Source organism: Moritella sp. 24 (genome assembly GCF_018219155.1).
In the GTDB taxonomy this organism is placed as follows: Bacteria; Pseudomonadota; Gammaproteobacteria; order Enterobacterales; family Moritellaceae; genus Moritella.
Genome location: NZ_CP056123.1, coordinates 3,926,761 through 3,946,696, shown reverse-complemented (window position 1 = coordinate 3,946,696; position 19,936 = coordinate 3,926,761). Strand labels below are relative to the sequence as shown.

Genomic DNA, 19,936 nt, shown 5'->3' with positions numbered 1-19,936 from the left:
AATATGTCTCAGTGGTTGTTAAATTCTGAGAATTAATATTGATTTTATTCAATTAAACATAATGAATTATAAAATGAACCTAGCAAAAACTTCTTTTTTAACACTAATAGCAACAACAATAAAAATGATAGCTGCTCTTGTTATAAATAAAGCAGTATCGATATTAATTGGTCCATCTGGATTAGCATTGATTGGGCAATTTCAAAATATATCTCAACTTGTCATGACTATTGCACAAGGAGGTATTAATACCGGTGTTACCAAGTATACGGCTGAATATGGCGCTGAAAGCGAACCGTTACCTAAGTTGTGGAGTTCTGCATCTAAAATAACACTAAGCTGTTCTATTATTGTCGGTCTTGTTTTAATTGTATGTTCAAAATATATTTCAGAATACGCCCTAAAGACAGATGAATTCACTTATATATTCATAATGTTTGGTTTTACAATAATATTTTATTCCATTAATCAATTATTGTTATCAATACTAAATGGTTTAAAAGAAATTAGAACGTTTATTGCTATAAATATAACGCAAAGTATTTATAGCCTTATATTTACAACATTATTAATTGTTAGTTTTGGTTTGGACGGTGCATTAATCGCAATGGTAACAAATCAATCGATTGTGTTTATTACAGTGTTATGGCGATTACGTAATCATAAACAGATTATATTGAGTAACTTTAAACACAAGTTTGATAATGCTGAAGGACGTAAATTACTATCATATTCAGCAATGGCACTTACATCGGCATTAACTGTTCCCGTTTCGCATCTGTTTATTCGTGATTATATAGGTGAAAATTTATCATGGGATGATGCAGGTTATTGGCAAGCAATGTGGTACATATCATCTATGTACCTTATGGTTGTTACAACAGCATTATCTACATATTACTTACCTAGACTATCCGAAATTACGTCAAAAATAGAATTAAGAGCTGAGCTAAAGCAAGGTTATTTAATCATTGTACCAATAGTCATATGCCTATCGTTGGCAATATATATGTTACGAGATTTTATAGTTTGGTTACTTTTCACTGAAGACTTTAAAGTAATGCTTGATTTGTTTAAATGGCAATTGATTGGTGATGTAGTTAAAATTATAGCATGGCTACTCTCTTATTTAATGCTAGCTAAGTCTATGACTAAAGTATTCATTATAACTGAAGTCACATTTTCAGCTAGCTTCATGCTATTATCATTTTATTTTATTGATCTATATGGACTAATTGGAATGACATACGCTTACGCATTAAATTATGTCATTTATTTTTTTTCCATGTTGTTAATTACTTGTAAAGTTATATTTTAATTAGGCTAAATATGAAAGTTTTAATCACAGGTGGTGCTGGCTTTATTGGTTCTGCTGTTGTTCGACATATTTTAAATAAAACATCTGATTCGGTTGTTAATCTTGATAAGTTAACATATGCGGGGAATTTAGAATCATTAAAAGATGTGGATGATAACTCTCGTTATTTTTTTGAAGAGGTTGATATTTGTAATCGCTCTGAATTAGATCGTGTATACAAACAATATCAGCCTGATGCAGTCATGCATTTAGCAGCTGAGTCACATGTTGACCGTTCAATTGATGGTCCCGCGGCATTTATAGAAACAAATATTGTCGGTACATATACGTTACTTGAAGCTACACGTGCTTATTGGAATGAACTCGATGTAGATAAGAAGACTACATTTCGTTTTCATCATATTTCTACGGATGAAGTGTATGGTGATCTTGAAGGAACTGATGATCTGTTTACTGAAACAACATCATACTCTCCAAGCAGCCCTTATTCTGCATCTAAAGCATCTAGTGACCATTTAGTTCGAGCGTGGCAGCGTACTTATGGTTTGCCAACGTTAATCACTAATTGCTCTAATAATTATGGGCCTTATCATTTTCCAGAAAAGCTTATTCCATTAGTGATTTTAAATGCCGTCGAAGGAAAACCCTTACCTGTTTATGGTAACGGTATGCAGATTCGTGATTGGTTGTTTGTAGAAGACCATGCTCGAGCATTATATAAAGTGGTTACTGAGGGCATTGTTGGTGAGACCTACAATATTGGTGGGCATAATGAAAAAGCCAATATTGATGTTGTAAAAACAATTTGTTCATTACTCGAAGAGTTAGTACCGAATAAGCCTGAAAGTGTCGCTCAATACCAAGATTTAATTACCTATGTATTAGACCGACCGGGTCATGATGTACGTTATGCGATTGATGCAAGTAAGATTGAGCTAGAGTTAAACTGGAAACCACAAGAAACATTTGAAAGCGGTATTCGTAAAACAGTTGAATGGTACTTGAGCAATAGTGATTGGTGGAGTCGTGTATTAGACGGTTCATATTCTTGTGAACGTTTAGGCTCGGAAAATAAGGTATAAGATGAAAGGTATTATTTTAGCGGGGGGTTCTGGAACACGCTTATATCCGATAACCAAGGGTATATCTAAACAACTATTACCGATTTATGATAAACCAATGATTTTCTATCCGCTATCTGTATTGATGTTAGCAGGCATTAGAGAAATATTGATTATCACTACACCGGAAGATCAAGCTGGTTTTATCCGCTTGTTAGGTGATGGTAGTCAATTTGGTATTCAATTAACTTACAAAATACAGCCAAGTCCAGACGGATTAGCGCAGGCTTTTATTATCGGCGAAGAGTTTATTGACGATGATAATGTGTGCTTGGTTCTAGGTGATAACATTTATTTTGGTCAAGGTTTTACACCAAAATTGTTAAGCGCAGCTGGTCGGGATAGCGGAGCTACTGTATTTGGTTATAAGGTTAAAGACCCTGAGCGTTTTGGCGTTGTTGAGTTTGATGATAACTATAAAGCGATTTCGATAGAAGAAAAACCAGAACAGCCAAAATCTAATTTTGCTGTGACAGGATTGTATTTCTACGATAATGATGTTGTTGAAATAGCTAAAAATATTAAGCCTTCTGCTCGTGGAGAGCTGGAAATTACCTGCGTGAACAATGAGTATTTAAAACGTGGTAAATTAAACGTTGAATTGTTAGGGCGTGGTTTTGCTTGGCTGGATACTGGTACTTATGACAGTTTGATGGATGCAGGACAATACGTGCAGACAATTGAACACCGTCAAGGTTTTAAAATTGCTTGTTTGGAAGAAATTGCGTTTAATCAAGGCTGGTTAACTGCATGTCAAATTGAAGAAATAGCTAAACCACTAATGAAGAATACTTATGGTGAATACCTATTAGATTTGATTAAGGGGGCAAGGTAGTAATGGATATTAAATTCATACAGTTTCAAAGCCATGGTGATGACAGGGGCTCCCTAGTTTCACTGGAGGATCATAAAAACATTCCGTTTACGATTCAACGTGTTTACTATATGTTTGATACTAAAGAGAATGTACGTCGTGGATTTCATGCACATAAAGAATTAAAGCAATTGGCTATCGTATTAAAAGGCTCTTGTAGATTTTTATTAGATGATGGTAAAGAAAAAATTGAACTGTTATTAGATAATCCGGAACAAGGTTTATATATTGAGTCATTTATGTGGCGTGAAATGTATGATTTTTCAGATGATTGCGTATTAATGGTTTTAGCAGATTCTTTTTATGATGAATCAGATTACATCCGTGATTATAACGAATTTACAAAAATGGTAAGTGAAAAATAATGAGAAAACTAATTTTAGAAAAATTTAACGAAGCATTAGAGCAAACGGGTAAAACAGAACAATATGAAAATATTGATGATAATGCGATCTTGCTCGAAACTGGATTAGACTCTTTAGGTTTTGCTATTCTAGTGGCATTTCTAGAAGAAGAATTGGATTTAGACCCTTTTCAATTAATGGATGAACCTGTATATCCTAGTACGTTTGGTGAGTTTGTTAATATCTATGAGCGATTTAATGATTAATTTATTTACTGATACTTTTAATGTCATTCCGAGTGATCGAGTTTATATACAGAATCGACATCAAGTTATTACTTATGGAGAAATTCAAAGTTCAATAGCGAAATTTAAAGATCAGAATCCAGAGTTGATTGGGAAAAACTGTGCTTTAGTGTCAAATTCAAGATTTGATTTAGCTAAATCACTTCCTCTTGTTGCTTCTGTAGCGCATAAAATATTCCTTCAGCCTCAATGTTTAAAAGAAGACGTTATTGAAGAATTTTATTCAAAGGCTGATATTGAGTATGTGGTTAAAATATCACATGCCGATATAGAGATCGTTAAGGTTTCAGATGTTGTTATCTTGAATAAGTCTGAGCAGGAATGGTTGTTATCAACCTCTGGTACAACTGGAACGCCAAAATTGGTGAGTTACTATATTGCTTCTTTAATGAAAACCACTAAAAAAGATGTAGTTAAAGGAGCTAATTTTAACTGGGGGTTATGCTACGACCTAAATCGTTTTGCTGGAATGCAAGTTTATCTTCAAGCAATTGCTTCTGGATCATCTTTAACTATTTCTGAGAGTGAGGAAGATTTAAATTTAATTGTAGCGGATTTTACAGATAAAGGGGTTAATTGTTTATCAGCCACGCCTTCTTTTTGGCGTAAAGTGTTGATGACTAAAAATTCAAATTCTCTGCCGCTTAAAAGAATTACGTTAGGTGGTGAGATTGCAGACCAAACGGTATTGAATTCATTAAAAAGACACTTTGTTGATGCAAACGTTATTCATATATATGCCTCGACAGAGGCGGGAGTTGGCTTTACTGTAAAAGACTATAAAGCTGGTTTTCCATATGATTATATAGGTATTTCTAAATTGTCATCGATTGAATTAAAGATAGTTGATGATCTGTTATGGATTAAAAGCAACCGCGGAGCTGATACCTTACTTAATGGTTCTTTAGATGTCGATATCGATGGATTTATAAATACTGGTGATATTGTTGAAGTCATAAATGATCGTGTTTTCTTTGTTGGTCGTGATAGTGGCACTATTAATGTCGGTGGTAATAAAGTAATCCCCGAAGAAATAGAATCTGTGTTGAATAGCCACCCAGATGTTGTTCAATCGAAAGTTTTTGGTAAAAAAAACCCAGTTCTTGGAATGTTGGTTAATGCTGAAATTGTGAGTGAAAAAACATTAGCAAAAGATGAAGAAAAGGTATTTAAAAAAGAGCTAATTATGTTTTGTAAGAGCGAGTTAGTCTCTTTCAAAGTACCCGCCATGATTAAGTTTGTTGATAACATTGCTGTCAATGAATCTGGAAAAATAGTGAGAAAATAAATGAGTAAAATTGTAATAGTTTCTGGTGCTACAAAAGGTTTAGGGTTTGCAATTAGCTCACAATTAGTGAACGCTGGGTACCTCGTTGTTGGTGTGAGTCGGACGAACTCTGAAGATTACCTTCACTTGATGTCAAGTAATCCTAGTTCTGTATTTTTTCATTCATTTGATTTTTCCAATACTGAAGGTATTTCAGCCTTGGTTAAAGATATTGTTAAAACATATGGTCGACCTTACGCATTAATTAATAATGCAGCATTGGGACATGATGGCGTTTTAGCTACGATGCACGAGAAAAGTATCTCTGAGCTAATTAAAGTCAATGTCGAAGCTCCTATCTTATTAGCTAAATATGTTTCAAGATCAATGCTTTTAAATCGAGAGGGGCGGATTGTTAATGTGGGCTCAATTATTGGTTCAACAGGCTTTAATGGTTTAAGTGTTTATGGCGCAACTAAATCTGCATTAGGCGGATTTACCAAATCTTTGGCGCGTGAACTAGGTCGAGCGAATATAACCGTTAATACTTTGGCTCCTGGCTATATGGCAACTAATATGACCCAAGGCTTACAAGGTGATAAATTAGCTTCAATCACCCGCAGAAGTCCCCTAGGGCGTCTTGCACATGTTAATGATGCAGCACAAGCGACTATATTTTTGTTGTCAGAAGGTGCTAGTTCAATGACTGGCTCTACAATTACTGTTGATGCAGGGAGTACTGCTTAATTATGATCCATCCAAGTGCAATTGTATCTGACAAAGCCGAAATTCAAGAAAACGTAACTATTGGCCCATTTTGTGTCATACATGAGAATGTGATAATCAAAAAAGGTACTCAAATAGGTTCATATTGTGAGATCGGCATAGCGACAAGATTAGCAATCACAAATACTTTAATTATTGGTGAAAATTCGATAATACGTAGCCACTCAACAATCTATATTGGTTCGACAATTGGGAAGAACTTCCAAACGGGTCATTACGTTACGATCCGAGAGAATAGTGCTATTGGTAATTATTGTCAGCTAGGTTCAAGAGGTGATATCCAAGGAGATTGCTCGATTGGACATTATACAAAAATGCATGCGGATGTTCATATTGGTAAAGAGTCCCAAGTTGGTAATTATGTTTGGATGTTTCCGGAAGTACTACTCACCAATGATCCGACACCACCAAGTGATAAGCTACTGGGAGTTACAGTTGAAGACTTTGCAGTTTTAGCGGCTAAAGTGCTTGTTTTACCAGGTGTGAATATAGGGAAAGATGCAGTCATTGCTGCTGGCTCAATCGTTAAAGGAAACGTTTTAGCTGGTAAAGTCGCCTCAGGTAGTCCGGCCAAAGTCATATGTGATGCTAAAATTTTACGGTTACACAACAACCCTAAAATAAAAGCATATCCTTGGCGAAATCGTTTCCATCGAGGGTACTCAGAGGTTGATGTACAGCGTTGGATTAGTGAAATAGAAGAGATAAAAATAAAATGATCCCATTCTTAGATTTAAAAGCAGTAAACCAGCAGTATCAGACTGAACTTAAAGAAGCTTGCTCTCGTGTTATTGATTCAGGCTGGTATGTATTAGGTAAAGAAGTTGCTGAATTTGAAAAAGAATTTGCTACGTATTGTGAAACTGAATATTGTTTAGGTGTTGCAAATGGTTTAGATGCGTTAGTACTTATCTTACGTGCTTATATGGAATTAGGGATAATTGCAAAAGGTGATGAAGTGATTGTCCCTTCAAATACTTATATTGCCTCAATTCTTGCTATTTCTGAGAATGGTTTAACACCAGTATTGGTTGAACCTGATATTAAAACCTTCAATTTAGATCCTGTATTAATTGAAGCTGCAATTACAGAAAAAACTAAAGCAATTTTAACTGTCCACCTTTATGGACAAGTCACGGCGATGGATGAGATAAATTCTATAGCTAAAAAGCATCATTTAAAAGTTATTGAAGACTGTGCTCAAGCGCACGGTGCTATATATACGAATAAAAAAGGTCAAAGTAAAAAAGTGGGTAGTCTAGGTGATGCAGCTGGTTTTAGTTTCTACCCGGGGAAAAACTTAGGTGCACTTGGTGATGGCGGAGCTGTCACGACTAATGATAGTGAATTAGCCAATACTATTGCGGCACTGCGAAATTATGGCTCACACGAAAAGTATAAAAATTTATATAAAGGTATGAATAGTCGTTTGGATGAGATCCAAGCGGCAATGTTACGTGTTAAATTACGCTATTTAGATAAAGAGATAATTGCGAGACAAACTGTTGCTCAGGCTTATTTAAAGGGTATTAATAACCCGTTAATTGAGTTGCCGCTTGTTGAGAACATAAATGCTCATGTTTGGCATCTGTTTGTGATTAAAACTACCCAGCGTGACAAGTTAGCAAGCTATCTAACTGATAATAGTGTGCAATCATTAATTCATTATCCAACTCCGCCTCATCAACAAGATGCTTATCAAGAGTGGAAAAACGCATCGTTTCCTATTTCAGAGGAAATACATCAGCAAGTCTTGAGCATTCCGATAAGTCCAGTTATAAGTCAAGATGAAGTTGATGTAGTTATCAGCGTTGTTAACGATTTTAGCTGATATAACAATAGGTAAAACCGCTGTGATGGCGCCTTGTTTCCGAGATAGTTCCTACTTACGCTGTCGTAGTTGGTAATGCTGAAAAACAATTCTACATATAGAGTGTTAAAACATGATTCCTTTTTTAAATTTACAAGTAATTAATCAACAATATCATGAAGAATTAAAAGAAACCTGTATTTGAGTTATCAATACTGGTTGGTACATCATGGATAATGAATTGAAAGCCTTTGAACAAGTGTTTTCAGACTAGGAACTAAATACAGTATTGGTGTGGCGAATGGTTTAGACGCGTTAACGTTAAAAGCATGGAAAGAATTAGATGAATTACAAGATGGTGATGAGGTCATAGTTCCATCTAATACTTATATCATATCGATTCTTTCTATGTCATAAAATAATTTAATGCCTGTATTAGTTGAACCTGATGAAGAAAACTTTAACTTAACGGCTAAAGGTATCAGGCTAGTATTACAGATAAAACAAAAGTTATTTTACCTGCGTATTTATATGGTAAAGTCATTGCTAATGAAAGAAGTCATGGTTTTTTCAAAAGAACATAATTTATTTGTTTTAGGATATCATGGTTAAAATCAGGCTCTTGTGCGATGTGGGGGCATTTAGTTTTTATCCCGGTAAAATATCGGTGCGTTAGGTGATGCTGTGCGCTAACAACCGACGATGCTAAGTGATTAAGTATCATTAATGGGCTACGTAATTGTGGTGCTCATGAAAAGTATAAGAATAAATATAAAGGTGTGAATAATTGTCTTGATGAAATTCAAGCTGCAATGTTACGTGTTAAGTTGAAGTATTTAGATAGAGAAACTAAGGCTCGTCAAAATGTGGGAAAACACTATTTTGACGAGATTCATAATTCTTTAATTAAACTTCCATATGTTGTTAATGATGAAGGGTGTGTTTGATATTTTTTTGTTGTTAAAAAAATGTCGATAAAAGTTACAACGACACCTTACTGATAATGACATTCAGACATTACTTCATTATCACATACCTCCTCATCGACAATTAGCTTATTAGGGGGGAGAATAGGCTGTTACCTATATCTGGGCTATTACATGAGCAAGTAATTAGTTTACTTATTAGCCCTCTGTTAACCGATAAGGAAATTAAAAACATAATTATACTGTTATACACCTTAAAATTTAGTTATAAATGATTTTTCCTAGCTAAGGCATTATAAATGAAAGTTGTAAATTTATTTTTTAGTATGGTGAATGGAGGGTTGGAATTGTCATACAAACGCTATTTTGACTATATAGATTTATGTTGAAAAACATTGTCACCTTTTTTGATGTTGTCATTTTTCTCGCGTTGACATTTGTAGGAGATTATAATTTAACCGGTGTGCCTGCATTTTATATCGTTTGGTTTATGATGGTTTTGTATAGAATACTAACAGGCTTGTTTTTTAAAAGTAATGAATTGTTTTTCCAAAGTTTTTTGATATTACTATTGGCTCCTGTTATAACATTTAGTATTTTTAAACCTGAATATTATACAAATTTCCTTTTTTTTATTATTCTATATTTCAATGCATTCCCTATATTGGAAAGGATTATTAGCAAGTCAGGATATAATTGGGCATGGATTTTAATTATTTTATTTTCGCCAATCGCCACGCTAAGTATTTTTAATGGTGATGGACGGTTGATTTTTATCTTTGGACCAAATATTTTATACCGCATATTCGGTGTGATGTTCCTTCTAGGTTTAATATTGTTTTTGTCAAAGTTAGCGGAAGATCGAAGTGTTCTTTTACTTGTCATTTCATATTTTTCTTATGTAATATCGATGCTTAGCACTGGCTCCAGGGGCGGGATGCTTGTGTTAATAGTAACTACTCTATTCATGGTGGTTTCTTTAAGACATAATAAACTCATAATTAATTCCGTTAGATTTATGTTCTTATCTATTTTTATTTTCTGTTTTTATTACTGGGATGATATAGCTGAATTGTTTTGGAGGTTGGTTTACTTTGATCAAAGTAATAATAGTGAAGCAGGTCGGATTATGTTTTATAATAATGCATTAAAGTTCTTTGATGATAATAATCCAATGAATATTTTATTTGGGTTAGGTGATAATAATCATGTGTTTTCTTTTTATCCTCATAATATAATATTAGAGACGATGGTTAATAGCGGAGTGTATTTATTATGTTTGCTTGTTTTTTCCTTGTTTATTTTTATTGTTTTTATGAACAACAGTGGGAGATATAAACATACTATAGTAGTTATTCCTATATTGATGGGTTCTATGCTTTCTGGTGGCGCATTGGATAATTATGTGGTATTTACTTTTTTATTTTATAATGTGTATATTTTACTAAAAAATAATGAAAGAACAAAGAACAAAGAACAAAGAATAAAGAATAAATAACAAATAACAAATAACAAATTTAGAGGTCAAAATGAATAATAGAGTTGCTGTCATTACAGGTATTACAGGTCAAGATGGAGCGTATCTAGCAGAGTTACTACTTGAAAAAGGATATGTAGTTTATGGTACTTACCGTAGAGTTAGTTCTGTTAATTTTTGGCGAATTGAAGAGCTCGGAATAATGGGGCACCCTAATCTTAAGTTAGTTGAATACGATCTGACTGACTTATCTTCAAATATTAGATTGTTACAGAAAGCAAAGCCAAGTGAAGTCTACAATCTAGCAGCTCAAAGCTTTGTTGGTGTTTCATTTGATCAGCCTTTAGCCACTGCTGCAATTACAGGATTGGGCCCTGTGAATATATTAGAAGCTATTAGAACTGTTGACCCAACGATTAAATTTTATCAAGCATCTACATCTGAAATGTTTGGGGAAGTACAAGAAATACCTCAAAAAGAAAGTACGCCTTTTTACCCTAGAAGTCCTTATGGTATTGCAAAGTTATACGCTCATTGGATGGTTATAAATTATCGAGAGTCGTACGGTATGTTTGCAGTCAGTGGCATCTTATTTAACCATGAGTCGCCATTACGCGGTAAAGAGTTTGTAACCCGAAAGATAACTGATACGGTAGCAAAAATAAAGTTAGGTAAACAGAAAGTATTAGAATTGGGAAATATGGATGCGAAACGAGATTGGGGGTTTGCGAAAGATTATGTAGAAGGTATGTGGCTGATGTTACAAGAAGAAAAACCTGATACTTATGTACTTGCCACTAATCGAACCGAAACTGTTCGCGATTTTGTTACTTTAGCGTTCAAAGCTGTAAATATTGAGCTTGAATGGAGTGGGACTGGCGAGTCTGAAACGGCAGTTGATACTCAAACTGGAGAGGTAGTCGTTAAGGTTAATCCTGATTTTTATCGTCCTGCGGAAGTTGAATTATTAATTGGTGACCCTACAAAAGCGGAAGTTAAAATGGGTTGGAAACCAACAACAAGCCTTGAAGATTTATGCTCTATGATGGTTGCTGCAGATTTAAAACGAAATGAAATAGGGTATTCATTCTAATGGATAAAGAGGTAATACTGGTTACAGGTGCTAATGGGTTTACAGGTCAGCATTTTATTAAAAATGCATTAGAAAAGGGCTTTGAATGTATAGCCCTAGTTCGAAAAAAACCAACTAACACGATGGAATATGTGCAGTATTTTGAAGTTGATTTATTAGAGAAAGATGAACTAAGGTGTTTAATAACAAATATTAAGTTCGATTATATTGTACATTTAGCAGCCGTAAGTTATGTCGGGTTTAGAGATTGTGCAACAATATATAAAAATAATATAGTTGCAACGTTAAATTTAATAGATTTGGTTGATGAACTAGTATTACCGTTGAAGAAAATAATAGTCGCTAGTACTGGTAATATATATGGACGCAGTAATAAATTACCAATAACTGAAACTACAATTGTCAATCCTGTGAATCATTATTCAATATCTAAACTCGCAATGGAAAAAGCGTTGGGCTTGTATAGCCATCTTCCTATTATTGTTGTTAGGCCATTTAATTATACAGGAAATGGCCAAAGCCACGATTTTTTAATTCCAAAAATAATATCGGAATATAAAAAGTTTAATACAGAGGTTTGTTTAGGTAATCTCGATGTATCTCGAGACTTTTCAGATGTTAGAGATGTAGTTGAAGCTTACACTCGATTACTTACAATTAACGAAAGCAATTTGACTTTAAATGTTTGCTCAGGTATTTCAACATCAATTGAACAAATAATAAAAGAATTAAACTTACTTTCTGGTTATGAAATAAAAGTAACTGTGAATGAGGATTTTAAAAGAGATAATGAGATCTTGGATTTGTATGGTTCGAATGATAAATTAATAAATTTAATTGGAGAATACCAAAAATATTCTATTAAAGATACTTTATATTGGATGTTAAGGTCGTAGTTATATGGTATTAAAAGTTGCCGTAGGAGTTATTTCATATAATTCTGAAAAAACAGTGTTAGAAACTCTTGATAGTATTATCAATCAAACTTATGGTTCAAATAATTTGACTTTAATAATATCAGATGACGGGAGTTCTGATGGAACAGTTGAAGTAATTAAGACTTGGGTTAAAGAGCATGAATTAAAATTTTTTAAAGTAATTACATTATTTAAAGTAAAAAATGAAGGTGTTTCTAAAAACTTTAATAATGTGATTTATAATTGTAATACCGATTGGATTAAAATCATCGCTGCTGATGATATATTGATGAAAGATTGTATTGATAAAAACATAATCTTTATAGGTCAAAAAAAATCAGAGCATATTATATTTTCAAATGTTTATAAATTTAAAAGTATTTCAGATACCTCTAGTACTCAGCTTATTAAACATAATGAATCATTCTTTAATTTAGATTCTTGTGGACAATACCGACAGCTATTAAAATCTTGTGATTTAATAGCGCCTTCGGTATTTTTATATGTTAACACCATAAAAAAAATCGGAATGGCTAATGATGCTTATTCAATGATAGAAGATTATCCGTTGTGGCTAAAGTTGACAAAAAATGGCATTAAGCTTAGTTATTTTAATGATGAAACTGTTTATTACCGTGTTTCTGATTCATTAAGTAAGAATACAGAAAAAATAGGCAATGTTAAATTTTTAAATTGTTTGGAATCTATTTATAAAAAAGAGATATGGCCTAATGTTAATTTTATACAAGTTTTAGATCAAAAGGTCATGTTTTTTTCAAAAAAAATAACTATTTATTTATTTGATAATAAAAAGTCAAAGAGATCAGATGTTTTTTATTATTGTTTCGCTATTTTAAGGCCCTTGAAAATAGTCCAAGTTATTCAGAAGGTATTTAAATGATTTTAAATTTTGTTGTAGGAAGTAATCTGAAACTATTTGGTGGGATTCAGAAACATGTAAATAATATTGTTTCTGAAATGAAAGTGAATAAAATTCATGTCGAATTACATGTTCCTAACTCAAGAATGAAAATTCTAAATAAACCATTACCAAGTTTAAAGGATTTTTTTAAATTAAGAGAATCTAAAGGGGTGATCCACTTTTTTGGATTTACATGTTTATTTGTAGGCATACTTTTACGTTTTACTTCTAAGAATAAGCATATAGTTTATACTCCTTGCATGCACCCATTTTATACACATAGATTCCCTATTTTGGCAAGGTTTAATTTCTATCTGTTGTTAAAACCATCGTTATATAAAATTGACAAAATATTAGTGTTGTCGCAATTTGAGGCTGACTTCTTTTCTAAATATGTACATTTAGACCGTATTTCATTTATACCAAGTGGTATAGATGAAATAATATCTAAAAATGATATATCTAATAAAAGAACTCATTTCTTGTTTGTGGGACGTGATGACGATAATAAAAGAATGTATATTGTTGAAGAGTTAGCTAAATTAAATCCAAATCTTAATTTTATTTGTGTTTGTAATACAAATAAGTCAAATTCAGAAAATATCAAATACGTAACGGGCTTATCTGATTATGATTTAAAACGCTTATATCAAAATGCAATTTCAACGTTGATACCTTCAAAATATGAATCATTTAGCATTGTAGCTTTGGAGTCTATAGCATCAGGTACTCCTGTAATTATTTCTGAAAATGTACAAATAAAATCCATGTTGCCTAATAAAATAATGAGGTTAGTTTCAGATAGTCACTTACTCGAAGGGTTCCAGTCGGCTATAAATGAGTTTAATGGAATAATGGAAGATAAAGTAACCTTGAATGAAGTTAGCTTAACTTCATTAGAGATTGCTTCTGTAGCGACATGGAAAAAAATATCAGATGATCATATAAATATATATAAAATAATATACGATAAATAGATTAAACAGAGTCGGATGATGGACGTTATTTACTTCAATATATAATATAAGATTTATAAAATGAAATTTAGAAAAGATATTAATGGACTCAGAGCTATCGCGGTGATTGCGGTGGTATTATTCCATTTCAATAATTCTTGGCTCCCTGGTGGATTTAGCGGTGTAGATGTATTTTTTGTTATTTCTGGTTTTTTAATGACCAAAATAATTTTTACTAGTCTTGATTTGAATAAGTTTTCAGTTTTTAAATTTTACATGTCAAGAGCTGATAGGATTTTACCCCCACTAATCGTTTTATGCTTAACGTTGATTATTTTTGGTTGGTATTTTCTTCCTCCTTTGGATTATAAAGCTTTAGGTAAGCATATTGCGAGTAGTCTAGGGTTTATATCTAACTTTATATATTGGAATGAGTCCGGTTATTTTTCATCATCATCTAATGAAAAGTGGTTGCTTCATACTTGGTCCCTTTCTGCTGAGTGGCAGTTTTATATACTATATCCTGTAGTGTTAGCTACAGGATATAAATCGTTAAGTCTAAAATATATTAAGTTTACAATTTTCATTGGTTGTGTAGCAGGATTTTTATTTTGTATTTTTGCGTCTAACATATGGTCTGATTCATCTTACTACTTATTACCGACTAGAATTTGGGAAATGCTGTTAGGTGGTGTTGCTTATTTATATCCGATTAATTTTAATAAAGAAAAACATAAAAAAATCATAGAGTACATCGGTTTTTCATTGATTTTATTGTCTTATTTTTTCATTACAGAAGATAATGTATGGCCTGGTTATTTAGCTATTTTTCCTACGCTAGGGGCATTTTTTGTAATACAGGCTCAGAGAAATAATAGCTTATTGACTAATAATTTGTTATTTCAATATTTAGGTTCATGGTCATACTCAATATATTTATGGCACTGGCCTATTGTAGTAGGTATATATTACTTCTCTCTTAGTGGTACAGCTGTAATTATAGGTATGTTTTTATCTTTATTATTGGGCTTCTTGAGCTATCGATATATTGAAAGTAAATCATATAAATCTAACTTTAAAACAATGTATGATTGTTTTAAATCAAAAATAGTATTTACAAGTGTAATATTAGCGTTGATTGGTTCGGTTATTTATTTTAATAATGGTTTTAATACTTCATTTAGAGACGGGGCTTCAACACCGCAAGCTAAATTTTTAGATTATTACTCTGAAGCTCATGCTAATTTAGATGATGCTTATTGGCTAAAATGTGATTATTATGATGCTGTTTATAAACAAGGCAATTCCTCTATTGATTTTAGTTGCTTTGAACGGAAATATAAAAAAGGTGTTTTTTTATGGGGAGACTCACATGCAGAAGCTTTATCTTTAGGAATTCGAGATACTTTAAAACCTCTTAATATTTCTTTTTATCAAGTCACATCCGCAGGTTGTAAACCGTCGTTATCTAAATCTGGAGGCTCTAATGGCGAATTGACGTTAGCTTGTGATCTGTCGAATGAACTAGCCTTGGAAAAAATGACGATCCTCAAACCTGATTTAGTAATTATGTCACAAGCTGGTATGCACGAAGAAACTAATTGGAATGAAATATATAATTACTTGAGAGGAATAGGTGTTAAAAATATATTATTGATTGGCCCTGTTTCTCAGTGGCGACCTTCCTTACCTAAGGTAATGATAAAACCAGAACACTGGAATTCTCTAGAACCATACATTAATGATGATTTTTTAGATATGGATATTATTAATACAGATCTTAAAATGAAACTATTGGAACCAAATTTTGACTTTCAATATATCTCTTTAATTGATGATTTATGTTATTTCGATGATGATTATTTTTGTAGGGTTAAGTCAGGGGACGATACTTTATTACAAGTCGATTATGGTCATTTGTCCGCATCCGGTTCAAAGTTTGTTTCTGAAACTATTCTTAGAGAAAGTATTATTAAATATTTATAAATATAATCGGTTTTTTAACAATCCTTAACTTTTTTAAATAACTACATCTAGTAGTACTTGTATTATTAATAGTATTCCGTTCGGTTTTTGTTATATATTTTAAATAAAGCGGAAGTAGTATATTAAATTAACTTTTAAACAATATTTAAGGTAAATAAAATTTATGATTTTACCCGTAATCATGTCAGGCGGTAGCGGCTCTCGTTTATGGCCGTTATCCCGCGCATTACACCCGAAGCAATTTTTAGCTTTACTTAACGAAAATACGTTATTGCAAGAAACAATTAATCGCCTTGATAATTCAAAATGCTTAAATCCATTAATTATCTGCAATAACGAACACCGTTTTATTGTTGCAGAGCAACTGCGCGCGAATGATACCGCGGCAAGTGACATCATTCTTGAGCCGATGGGTAAAAATACCGCACCAGCTATTACTTTAGCAGCACTTGCCGCTGTTGCTAAAGGCGATGACCCTTTATTATTAGTACTTGCTGCTGACCATGTGATTAAAGATATTCCGGCATTTCAGCAAGCGGTTATGGATGCAAAAGCATTTGCTGAACAAGATAAATTAGTGACGTTTGGTATTGTTCCAACGCATGCTGAAACGGGTTATGGCTACATTAAGCAAGGTGCTAGGCAAGCGAATAATGATGCAGAAGGCTTTGACGTAGATAGCTTTGTTGAAAAACCTGATTTAGCAACGGCACAAACTTACCTCGATTCAGATGAATATCTATGGAATAGCGGTATGTTTATGTTTAAGGCATCACGTTATCTTGAAGAGCTAGCTAAATTTTCACCAGAAATGCTAGCGATTTGTACTAACGCTTTTGAGAATAAATCCCAAGATTTAGACTTTACCCGTATTAGTGCAGATATCTTTGCACAATGCCCTGAAGACTCTATCGATTACGCGGTGATGGAGCGTACAAAGGATGCTGTAGTTGTTCCGATGAGCGCTGGTTGGAGTGATGTAGGCTCATTCTCATCGCTATGGGAAGTTAGTGAGAAAGATGGTAATGGTAATGTGAATCACGGTGATATTATCTCGCACAATACAACGAACTCATACATCAATGCAGGTCATAAATTAGTGACGACTGTGGGTGTTGATAATTTAGTGATTGTTGAAACCAAAGATGCGTTACTTGTTGCGAACAAAGACCAAGTGCAAGACGTAAAAAGCATCGTTGAAAAACTTAAGGCGGAAGACCGTTATGAATACAAACATCAACGTGAAGTGTTCCGCCCTTGGGGTAAATACGACTCACTTGATTTTGGTGTTCGTGACCAAGTAAAACGTATTACGGTAAAACCTGGTGCTAAATTATCAATTCAAATGCATCATCACAGAGCTGAGCATTGGGTTGTGGTATCGGGTACGGCAAAAGTAACCAATGGTGATAAGACGTTCTTAGTGACAGAAAATGAGTCAACGTATATTCCATTAGGTCAAATTCATGCCTTGGAAAATCCTGGCTGTTTACCGCTAGAATTGATTGAAGTACAAACGGGTTCATACCTTGGTGAAGACGATATTGTTCGTTTCGATGACAAGTATGGCCGCGTTTAATCTTTGGTTAAATAGTTAAGGCAATAGTGAATGACTAAGGTAAAGAATATGACAACAAAATTAACTGCATTTAAAGCTTATGACATTCGTGGCCAGTTAGGAACAGAGCTAAACACTGATATCGCGTACCGTATTGGTCGTGCATTTGGTCAGTTCCTTGCTCCAACGGCAACTGAATCAAAAAATGTCGTGGTGGGTGGTGATGTACGTCTTACATCAGAAGAGCTAAAGTTAGCATTAGCGAATGGCTTACTGGACGCTGGTGTTGATGTGATTGATATCGGCATGACGGGTACAGAAGAGATTTACTTTGCTACGAAACACTTAGGTGTTGATGGTGGCGTTGAAGTAACAGCTAGTCATAATCCAATGGATTATAATGGCATGAAGTTGGTACGTGAAGATTCAAAACCAATCAGTGGTGATACCGGATTACGTGAAATACAGACATTAGCAGAAGAAAATAACTTTGCAGAGGTTTTTGAAAATCAGCGTGGTAAATTAACACAGCAATCTACATTAACCGCTTATATTGACCATTTAATGACGTACATTACGCCTACTAATATTAAACCAATTAAATTGGTTGTTAACTCAGGTAATGGTGCAGCAGGTCATGTTGTTGATGAACTTGAGTCACGTTTTAAAGCGCTTAATGTACCTGTCGAGTTTATTAAAGTACATCATGAAGCGGATGGTAACTTCCCTAACGGTATCCCTAATCCATTGTTACATGATTGCCGTGCAGATACCGCAAATGCGGTTATTGCACATAGTGCGGATATGGGCATTGCGTGGGATGGTGACTTTGACCGTTGTTTCTTATTTGATGAAAATGGCGAGTTTATCGAAGGTTATTACATAGTTGGTTTATTGGCTGAAGCATTTTTACAAAAAGACGCTTCACAAGGAAAAAGTGGAACTAAAATAATTCACGACCCGCGCCTAAGCTGGAACACCATTGATATCGTCGAAGCCAATGGCGGCGAGCCAATCATGTCGAAAACAGGCCATGCTTTCATCAAAGAACGCATGCGCAAAGAAGATGCGGTATACGGCGGTGAAATGAGTGCCCATCATTATTTCCGTGACTTTGCTTACTGTGATTCAGGCATGATTCCTTGGTTATTAGTGACGGAACTGTTGTCAGTTAAAAATATGAAATTGTCAGATACAGTCAAAGAACGTATTGAAGCCTATCCGTCATCAGGTGAAATTAATTCTAAACTCGAAAATCCAGCAGAAGCAATCGCCAGAGTGCGTGCAGAATATGAGTCTGATGCATTGGTAGTGGATGAAACCGATGGCATTAGCTTAGAGTTTGCTGACTGGCGCTTTAATTTACGCTCGTCTAATACAGAACCCGTGGTGAGGTTGAATGTTGAGTCGCGTCGTAATGTTCCATTAATGGAAGAGAAAACTGCAGCGCTATTGACGTTATTACGTTCTTAATAGAGAGGCCTAATTATCTATGATAATTAGGCCTCAAGAAGGGAAATATGAAAGTTTCAATTATTACGCCTTGTTATAACTCTAAAGATAAACTTTTATCGACAATACAATCAGTTCAAAGTCAAACCTATAAAAACTATGAGCATATCATTATTGACGATTGCTCTCCAAATTTTGATTTTACCTTCCTTGAACATTTAATCTTAGATGATTCTAGAATTAAATTAATTAAGCGAACTTGGAATGCGGGCCCTGCTGTTACTCGTAATCGTGGTATTAGTGAAGCGAAAGGGAAATACATAGCTTTTTTAGATGCTGATGATTTATGGAATGAAGATAAATTAGAAAAGCAAATTGAGTTTATGGAATCTGAAAATTTATCTTTATCGTATTCGGCTTATGATGTAATTGATCTCGATGGACAATTTATGGGGCTTCGGACTGTACCTGGTTCTATTAGTTATAGAGATTTATTGAAAAGTAATAAGATAGGTTGCTTAACAGCTATTTATAATAAAGAGTTACTCGGTAAAGTCTACATGCCAAATATAGGGAAGCGCCAAGATTTAGGCTTGTGGCTTGAAATATTACGAAATGGAAATGTAGCGAAAGGACTAAATGTTCCTTTGGCTAAGTACCGTGTTGGTGGTGCATCTCTTTCATCCAATAAGTTAGGCGTGCTGAAATATCAATGGCGACTATATAGAGAAGTCGAAAATTTGGGCTTATTCTCTTCAATGTATTATTTCATTCATTATGCTGTTAATGGCGTAATGAGAAAACATTAATTAATGATTAATTGG

20 protein-coding genes are annotated in these 19,936 nt (G+C 33.8%); all 20 read left to right on the top strand.

The genetic code is table 11. From position 1 onward, the window contains the following. Nucleotides 1-73: 73 nt before the first annotated feature. Complete coding sequence (locus HWV00_RS17590; RefSeq protein ID WP_211683452.1) at nucleotides 74-1,318, top strand: O-antigen translocase; 1,245 nt, start codon at nucleotides 74-76, stop codon at nucleotides 1,316-1,318. Nucleotides 1,319-1,329: 11 nt separating this feature from the next. Beyond that, the gene (rfbB, locus tag HWV00_RS17585) at nucleotides 1,330-2,400 is read left to right on the top strand and encodes a dTDP-glucose 4,6-dehydratase (RefSeq protein WP_211683449.1); all 1,071 of its coding nucleotides are present in this window, start codon (nucleotides 1,330-1,332) and stop codon (nucleotides 2,398-2,400) included. Between the two features lies 1 nt (nucleotide 2,401). Beyond that, nucleotides 2,402-3,274 (top strand): glucose-1-phosphate thymidylyltransferase RfbA, encoded by an 873-nt coding sequence (gene rfbA, locus HWV00_RS17580; protein ID WP_211683446.1) that lies wholly within the window; start codon nucleotides 2,402-2,404, stop codon nucleotides 3,272-3,274. Nucleotides 3,275-3,276: 2 nt separating this feature from the next. Beyond that, nucleotides 3,277-3,678 carry an FdtA/QdtA family cupin domain-containing protein gene (locus HWV00_RS17575; protein WP_211683444.1) on the top strand — a complete coding sequence of 134 codons (402 nt, stop codon included), beginning with the start codon at nucleotides 3,277-3,279 and terminating at the stop codon, nucleotides 3,676-3,678. Further along, nucleotides 3,678-3,923, top strand: a complete 246-nt coding sequence (locus tag HWV00_RS17570) for an acyl carrier protein (protein WP_211683442.1) — start codon at nucleotides 3,678-3,680, stop codon at nucleotides 3,921-3,923. The genes HWV00_RS17575 and HWV00_RS17570 overlap by 1 nt, the downstream gene beginning before the upstream one ends. Next, nucleotides 3,916-5,250: an AMP-binding protein gene (locus tag HWV00_RS17565; RefSeq protein ID WP_211683440.1), complete on the top strand. Its 1,335-nt coding sequence runs from the start codon at nucleotides 3,916-3,918 to the stop codon at nucleotides 5,248-5,250. The genes HWV00_RS17570 and HWV00_RS17565 overlap by 8 nt, the downstream gene beginning before the upstream one ends. Next, nucleotides 5,251-5,976, top strand: a complete 726-nt coding sequence (locus HWV00_RS17560) for an SDR family NAD(P)-dependent oxidoreductase (RefSeq protein WP_211683438.1) — start codon at nucleotides 5,251-5,253, stop codon at nucleotides 5,974-5,976. A 2-nt stretch (nucleotides 5,977-5,978) separates the two neighbouring features. Beyond that, entirely contained in the window at nucleotides 5,979-6,734 is a 756-nt protein-coding gene (locus HWV00_RS17555) for an acyltransferase (RefSeq protein WP_211683436.1), read from the top strand. After that, nucleotides 6,731-7,846: a DegT/DnrJ/EryC1/StrS aminotransferase family protein gene (locus tag HWV00_RS17550; protein ID WP_211683434.1), complete on the top strand. Its 1,116-nt coding sequence runs from the start codon at nucleotides 6,731-6,733 to the stop codon at nucleotides 7,844-7,846. Before HWV00_RS17555 ends, HWV00_RS17550 begins: the two co-directional genes overlap by 4 nt. Before the next feature lie 273 nt (nucleotides 7,847-8,119). Next, entirely contained in the window at nucleotides 8,120-8,242 is a 123-nt protein-coding gene (locus HWV00_RS21520; protein ID WP_255554767.1) for a hypothetical protein, read from the top strand. A gap of 362 nt (nucleotides 8,243-8,604) precedes the next feature. After that, nucleotides 8,605-8,772, top strand: coding sequence for a DegT/DnrJ/EryC1/StrS family aminotransferase (locus HWV00_RS21515; RefSeq protein ID WP_255554766.1), 168 nt, complete (start codon nucleotides 8,605-8,607; stop codon nucleotides 8,770-8,772). A 361-nt stretch (nucleotides 8,773-9,133) separates the two neighbouring features. After that, nucleotides 9,134-10,249 carry an O-antigen ligase gene (locus tag HWV00_RS17540; RefSeq protein WP_211683432.1) on the top strand — a complete coding sequence of 372 codons (1,116 nt, stop codon included), beginning with the start codon at nucleotides 9,134-9,136 and terminating at the stop codon, nucleotides 10,247-10,249. Nucleotides 10,250-10,280: 31 nt separating this feature from the next. Next, nucleotides 10,281-11,321, top strand: a complete 1,041-nt coding sequence (gene gmd, locus HWV00_RS17535; RefSeq protein ID WP_211683430.1) for a GDP-mannose 4,6-dehydratase — start codon at nucleotides 10,281-10,283, stop codon at nucleotides 11,319-11,321. After that, entirely contained in the window at nucleotides 11,321-12,217 is an 897-nt protein-coding gene (locus HWV00_RS17530) for an NAD(P)-dependent oxidoreductase (protein WP_211683428.1), read from the top strand. The genes gmd and HWV00_RS17530 overlap by 1 nt, the downstream gene beginning before the upstream one ends. A 4-nt stretch (nucleotides 12,218-12,221) precedes the next feature. Beyond that, a complete protein-coding gene (locus HWV00_RS17525) occupies nucleotides 12,222-13,139 on the top strand; it encodes a glycosyltransferase family 2 protein (RefSeq protein WP_211683426.1) in 918 nt (305 codons plus the stop codon). Continuing rightward, on the top strand, nucleotides 13,136-14,137 hold the full coding sequence (locus HWV00_RS17520) for a glycosyltransferase family 4 protein (protein ID WP_211683424.1): 1,002 nt from the start codon (nucleotides 13,136-13,138) through the stop codon (nucleotides 14,135-14,137). The genes HWV00_RS17525 and HWV00_RS17520 overlap by 4 nt, the downstream gene beginning before the upstream one ends. 60 nt (nucleotides 14,138-14,197) lie before the next feature. Continuing rightward, entirely contained in the window at nucleotides 14,198-16,102 is a 1,905-nt protein-coding gene (locus HWV00_RS17515; RefSeq protein WP_211683422.1) for an acyltransferase family protein, read from the top strand. A gap of 163 nt (nucleotides 16,103-16,265) precedes the next feature. Then, entirely contained in the window at nucleotides 16,266-17,681 is a 1,416-nt protein-coding gene (locus HWV00_RS17510) for a mannose-1-phosphate guanylyltransferase/mannose-6-phosphate isomerase (protein WP_211683420.1), read from the top strand. A gap of 48 nt (nucleotides 17,682-17,729) precedes the next feature. Continuing rightward, complete coding sequence (gene cpsG, locus HWV00_RS17505; protein WP_211683418.1) at nucleotides 17,730-19,133, top strand: phosphomannomutase CpsG; 1,404 nt, start codon at nucleotides 17,730-17,732, stop codon at nucleotides 19,131-19,133. 47 nt (nucleotides 19,134-19,180) lie between these two features. After that, entirely contained in the window at nucleotides 19,181-19,921 is a 741-nt protein-coding gene (locus tag HWV00_RS17500) for a glycosyltransferase family 2 protein (protein WP_211683416.1), read from the top strand. Nucleotides 19,922-19,936: the final 15 nt, after the last annotated feature.

What these genes read in the sequence shown, in the direction of transcription:
- HWV00_RS17510 (WP_211683420.1), top strand. Translation starts at nt 16,266, where the DNA reads ATGATTTTACCCGTAATCATGTCAGGCGGTAGCGGCTCTCGTTTATGG.
- HWV00_RS17560 (WP_211683438.1), top strand. Translation starts at nt 5,251, where the DNA reads ATGAGTAAAATTGTAATAGTTTCTGGTGCTACAAAAGGTTTAGGGTTT.
- HWV00_RS17520 (WP_211683424.1), top strand. Translation starts at nt 13,136, where the DNA reads ATGATTTTAAATTTTGTTGTAGGAAGTAATCTGAAACTATTTGGTGGG.
- HWV00_RS17540 (WP_211683432.1), top strand. Translation starts at nt 9,134, where the DNA reads ATGTTGAAAAACATTGTCACCTTTTTTGATGTTGTCATTTTTCTCGCG.
- HWV00_RS17515 (WP_211683422.1), top strand. Translation starts at nt 14,198, where the DNA reads ATGAAATTTAGAAAAGATATTAATGGACTCAGAGCTATCGCGGTGATT.
- HWV00_RS17555 (WP_211683436.1), top strand. Translation starts at nt 5,979, where the DNA reads ATGATCCATCCAAGTGCAATTGTATCTGACAAAGCCGAAATTCAAGAA.
- rfbA (WP_211683446.1), top strand. Translation starts at nt 2,402, where the DNA reads ATGAAAGGTATTATTTTAGCGGGGGGTTCTGGAACACGCTTATATCCG.
- HWV00_RS17530 (WP_211683428.1), top strand. Translation starts at nt 11,321, where the DNA reads ATGGATAAAGAGGTAATACTGGTTACAGGTGCTAATGGGTTTACAGGT.
- HWV00_RS17550 (WP_211683434.1), top strand. Translation starts at nt 6,731, where the DNA reads ATGATCCCATTCTTAGATTTAAAAGCAGTAAACCAGCAGTATCAGACT.
- rfbB (WP_211683449.1), top strand. Translation starts at nt 1,330, where the DNA reads ATGAAAGTTTTAATCACAGGTGGTGCTGGCTTTATTGGTTCTGCTGTT.
- HWV00_RS17575 (WP_211683444.1), top strand. Translation starts at nt 3,277, where the DNA reads ATGGATATTAAATTCATACAGTTTCAAAGCCATGGTGATGACAGGGGC.
- HWV00_RS17500 (WP_211683416.1), top strand. Translation starts at nt 19,181, where the DNA reads ATGAAAGTTTCAATTATTACGCCTTGTTATAACTCTAAAGATAAACTT.
- cpsG (WP_211683418.1), top strand. Translation starts at nt 17,730, where the DNA reads ATGACAACAAAATTAACTGCATTTAAAGCTTATGACATTCGTGGCCAG.
- HWV00_RS17565 (WP_211683440.1), top strand. Translation starts at nt 3,916, where the DNA reads ATGATTAATTTATTTACTGATACTTTTAATGTCATTCCGAGTGATCGA.
- HWV00_RS17525 (WP_211683426.1), top strand. Translation starts at nt 12,222, where the DNA reads ATGGTATTAAAAGTTGCCGTAGGAGTTATTTCATATAATTCTGAAAAA.
- HWV00_RS17570 (WP_211683442.1), top strand. Translation starts at nt 3,678, where the DNA reads ATGAGAAAACTAATTTTAGAAAAATTTAACGAAGCATTAGAGCAAACG.
- HWV00_RS17590 (WP_211683452.1), top strand. Translation starts at nt 74, where the DNA reads ATGAACCTAGCAAAAACTTCTTTTTTAACACTAATAGCAACAACAATA.
- gmd (WP_211683430.1), top strand. Translation starts at nt 10,281, where the DNA reads ATGAATAATAGAGTTGCTGTCATTACAGGTATTACAGGTCAAGATGGA.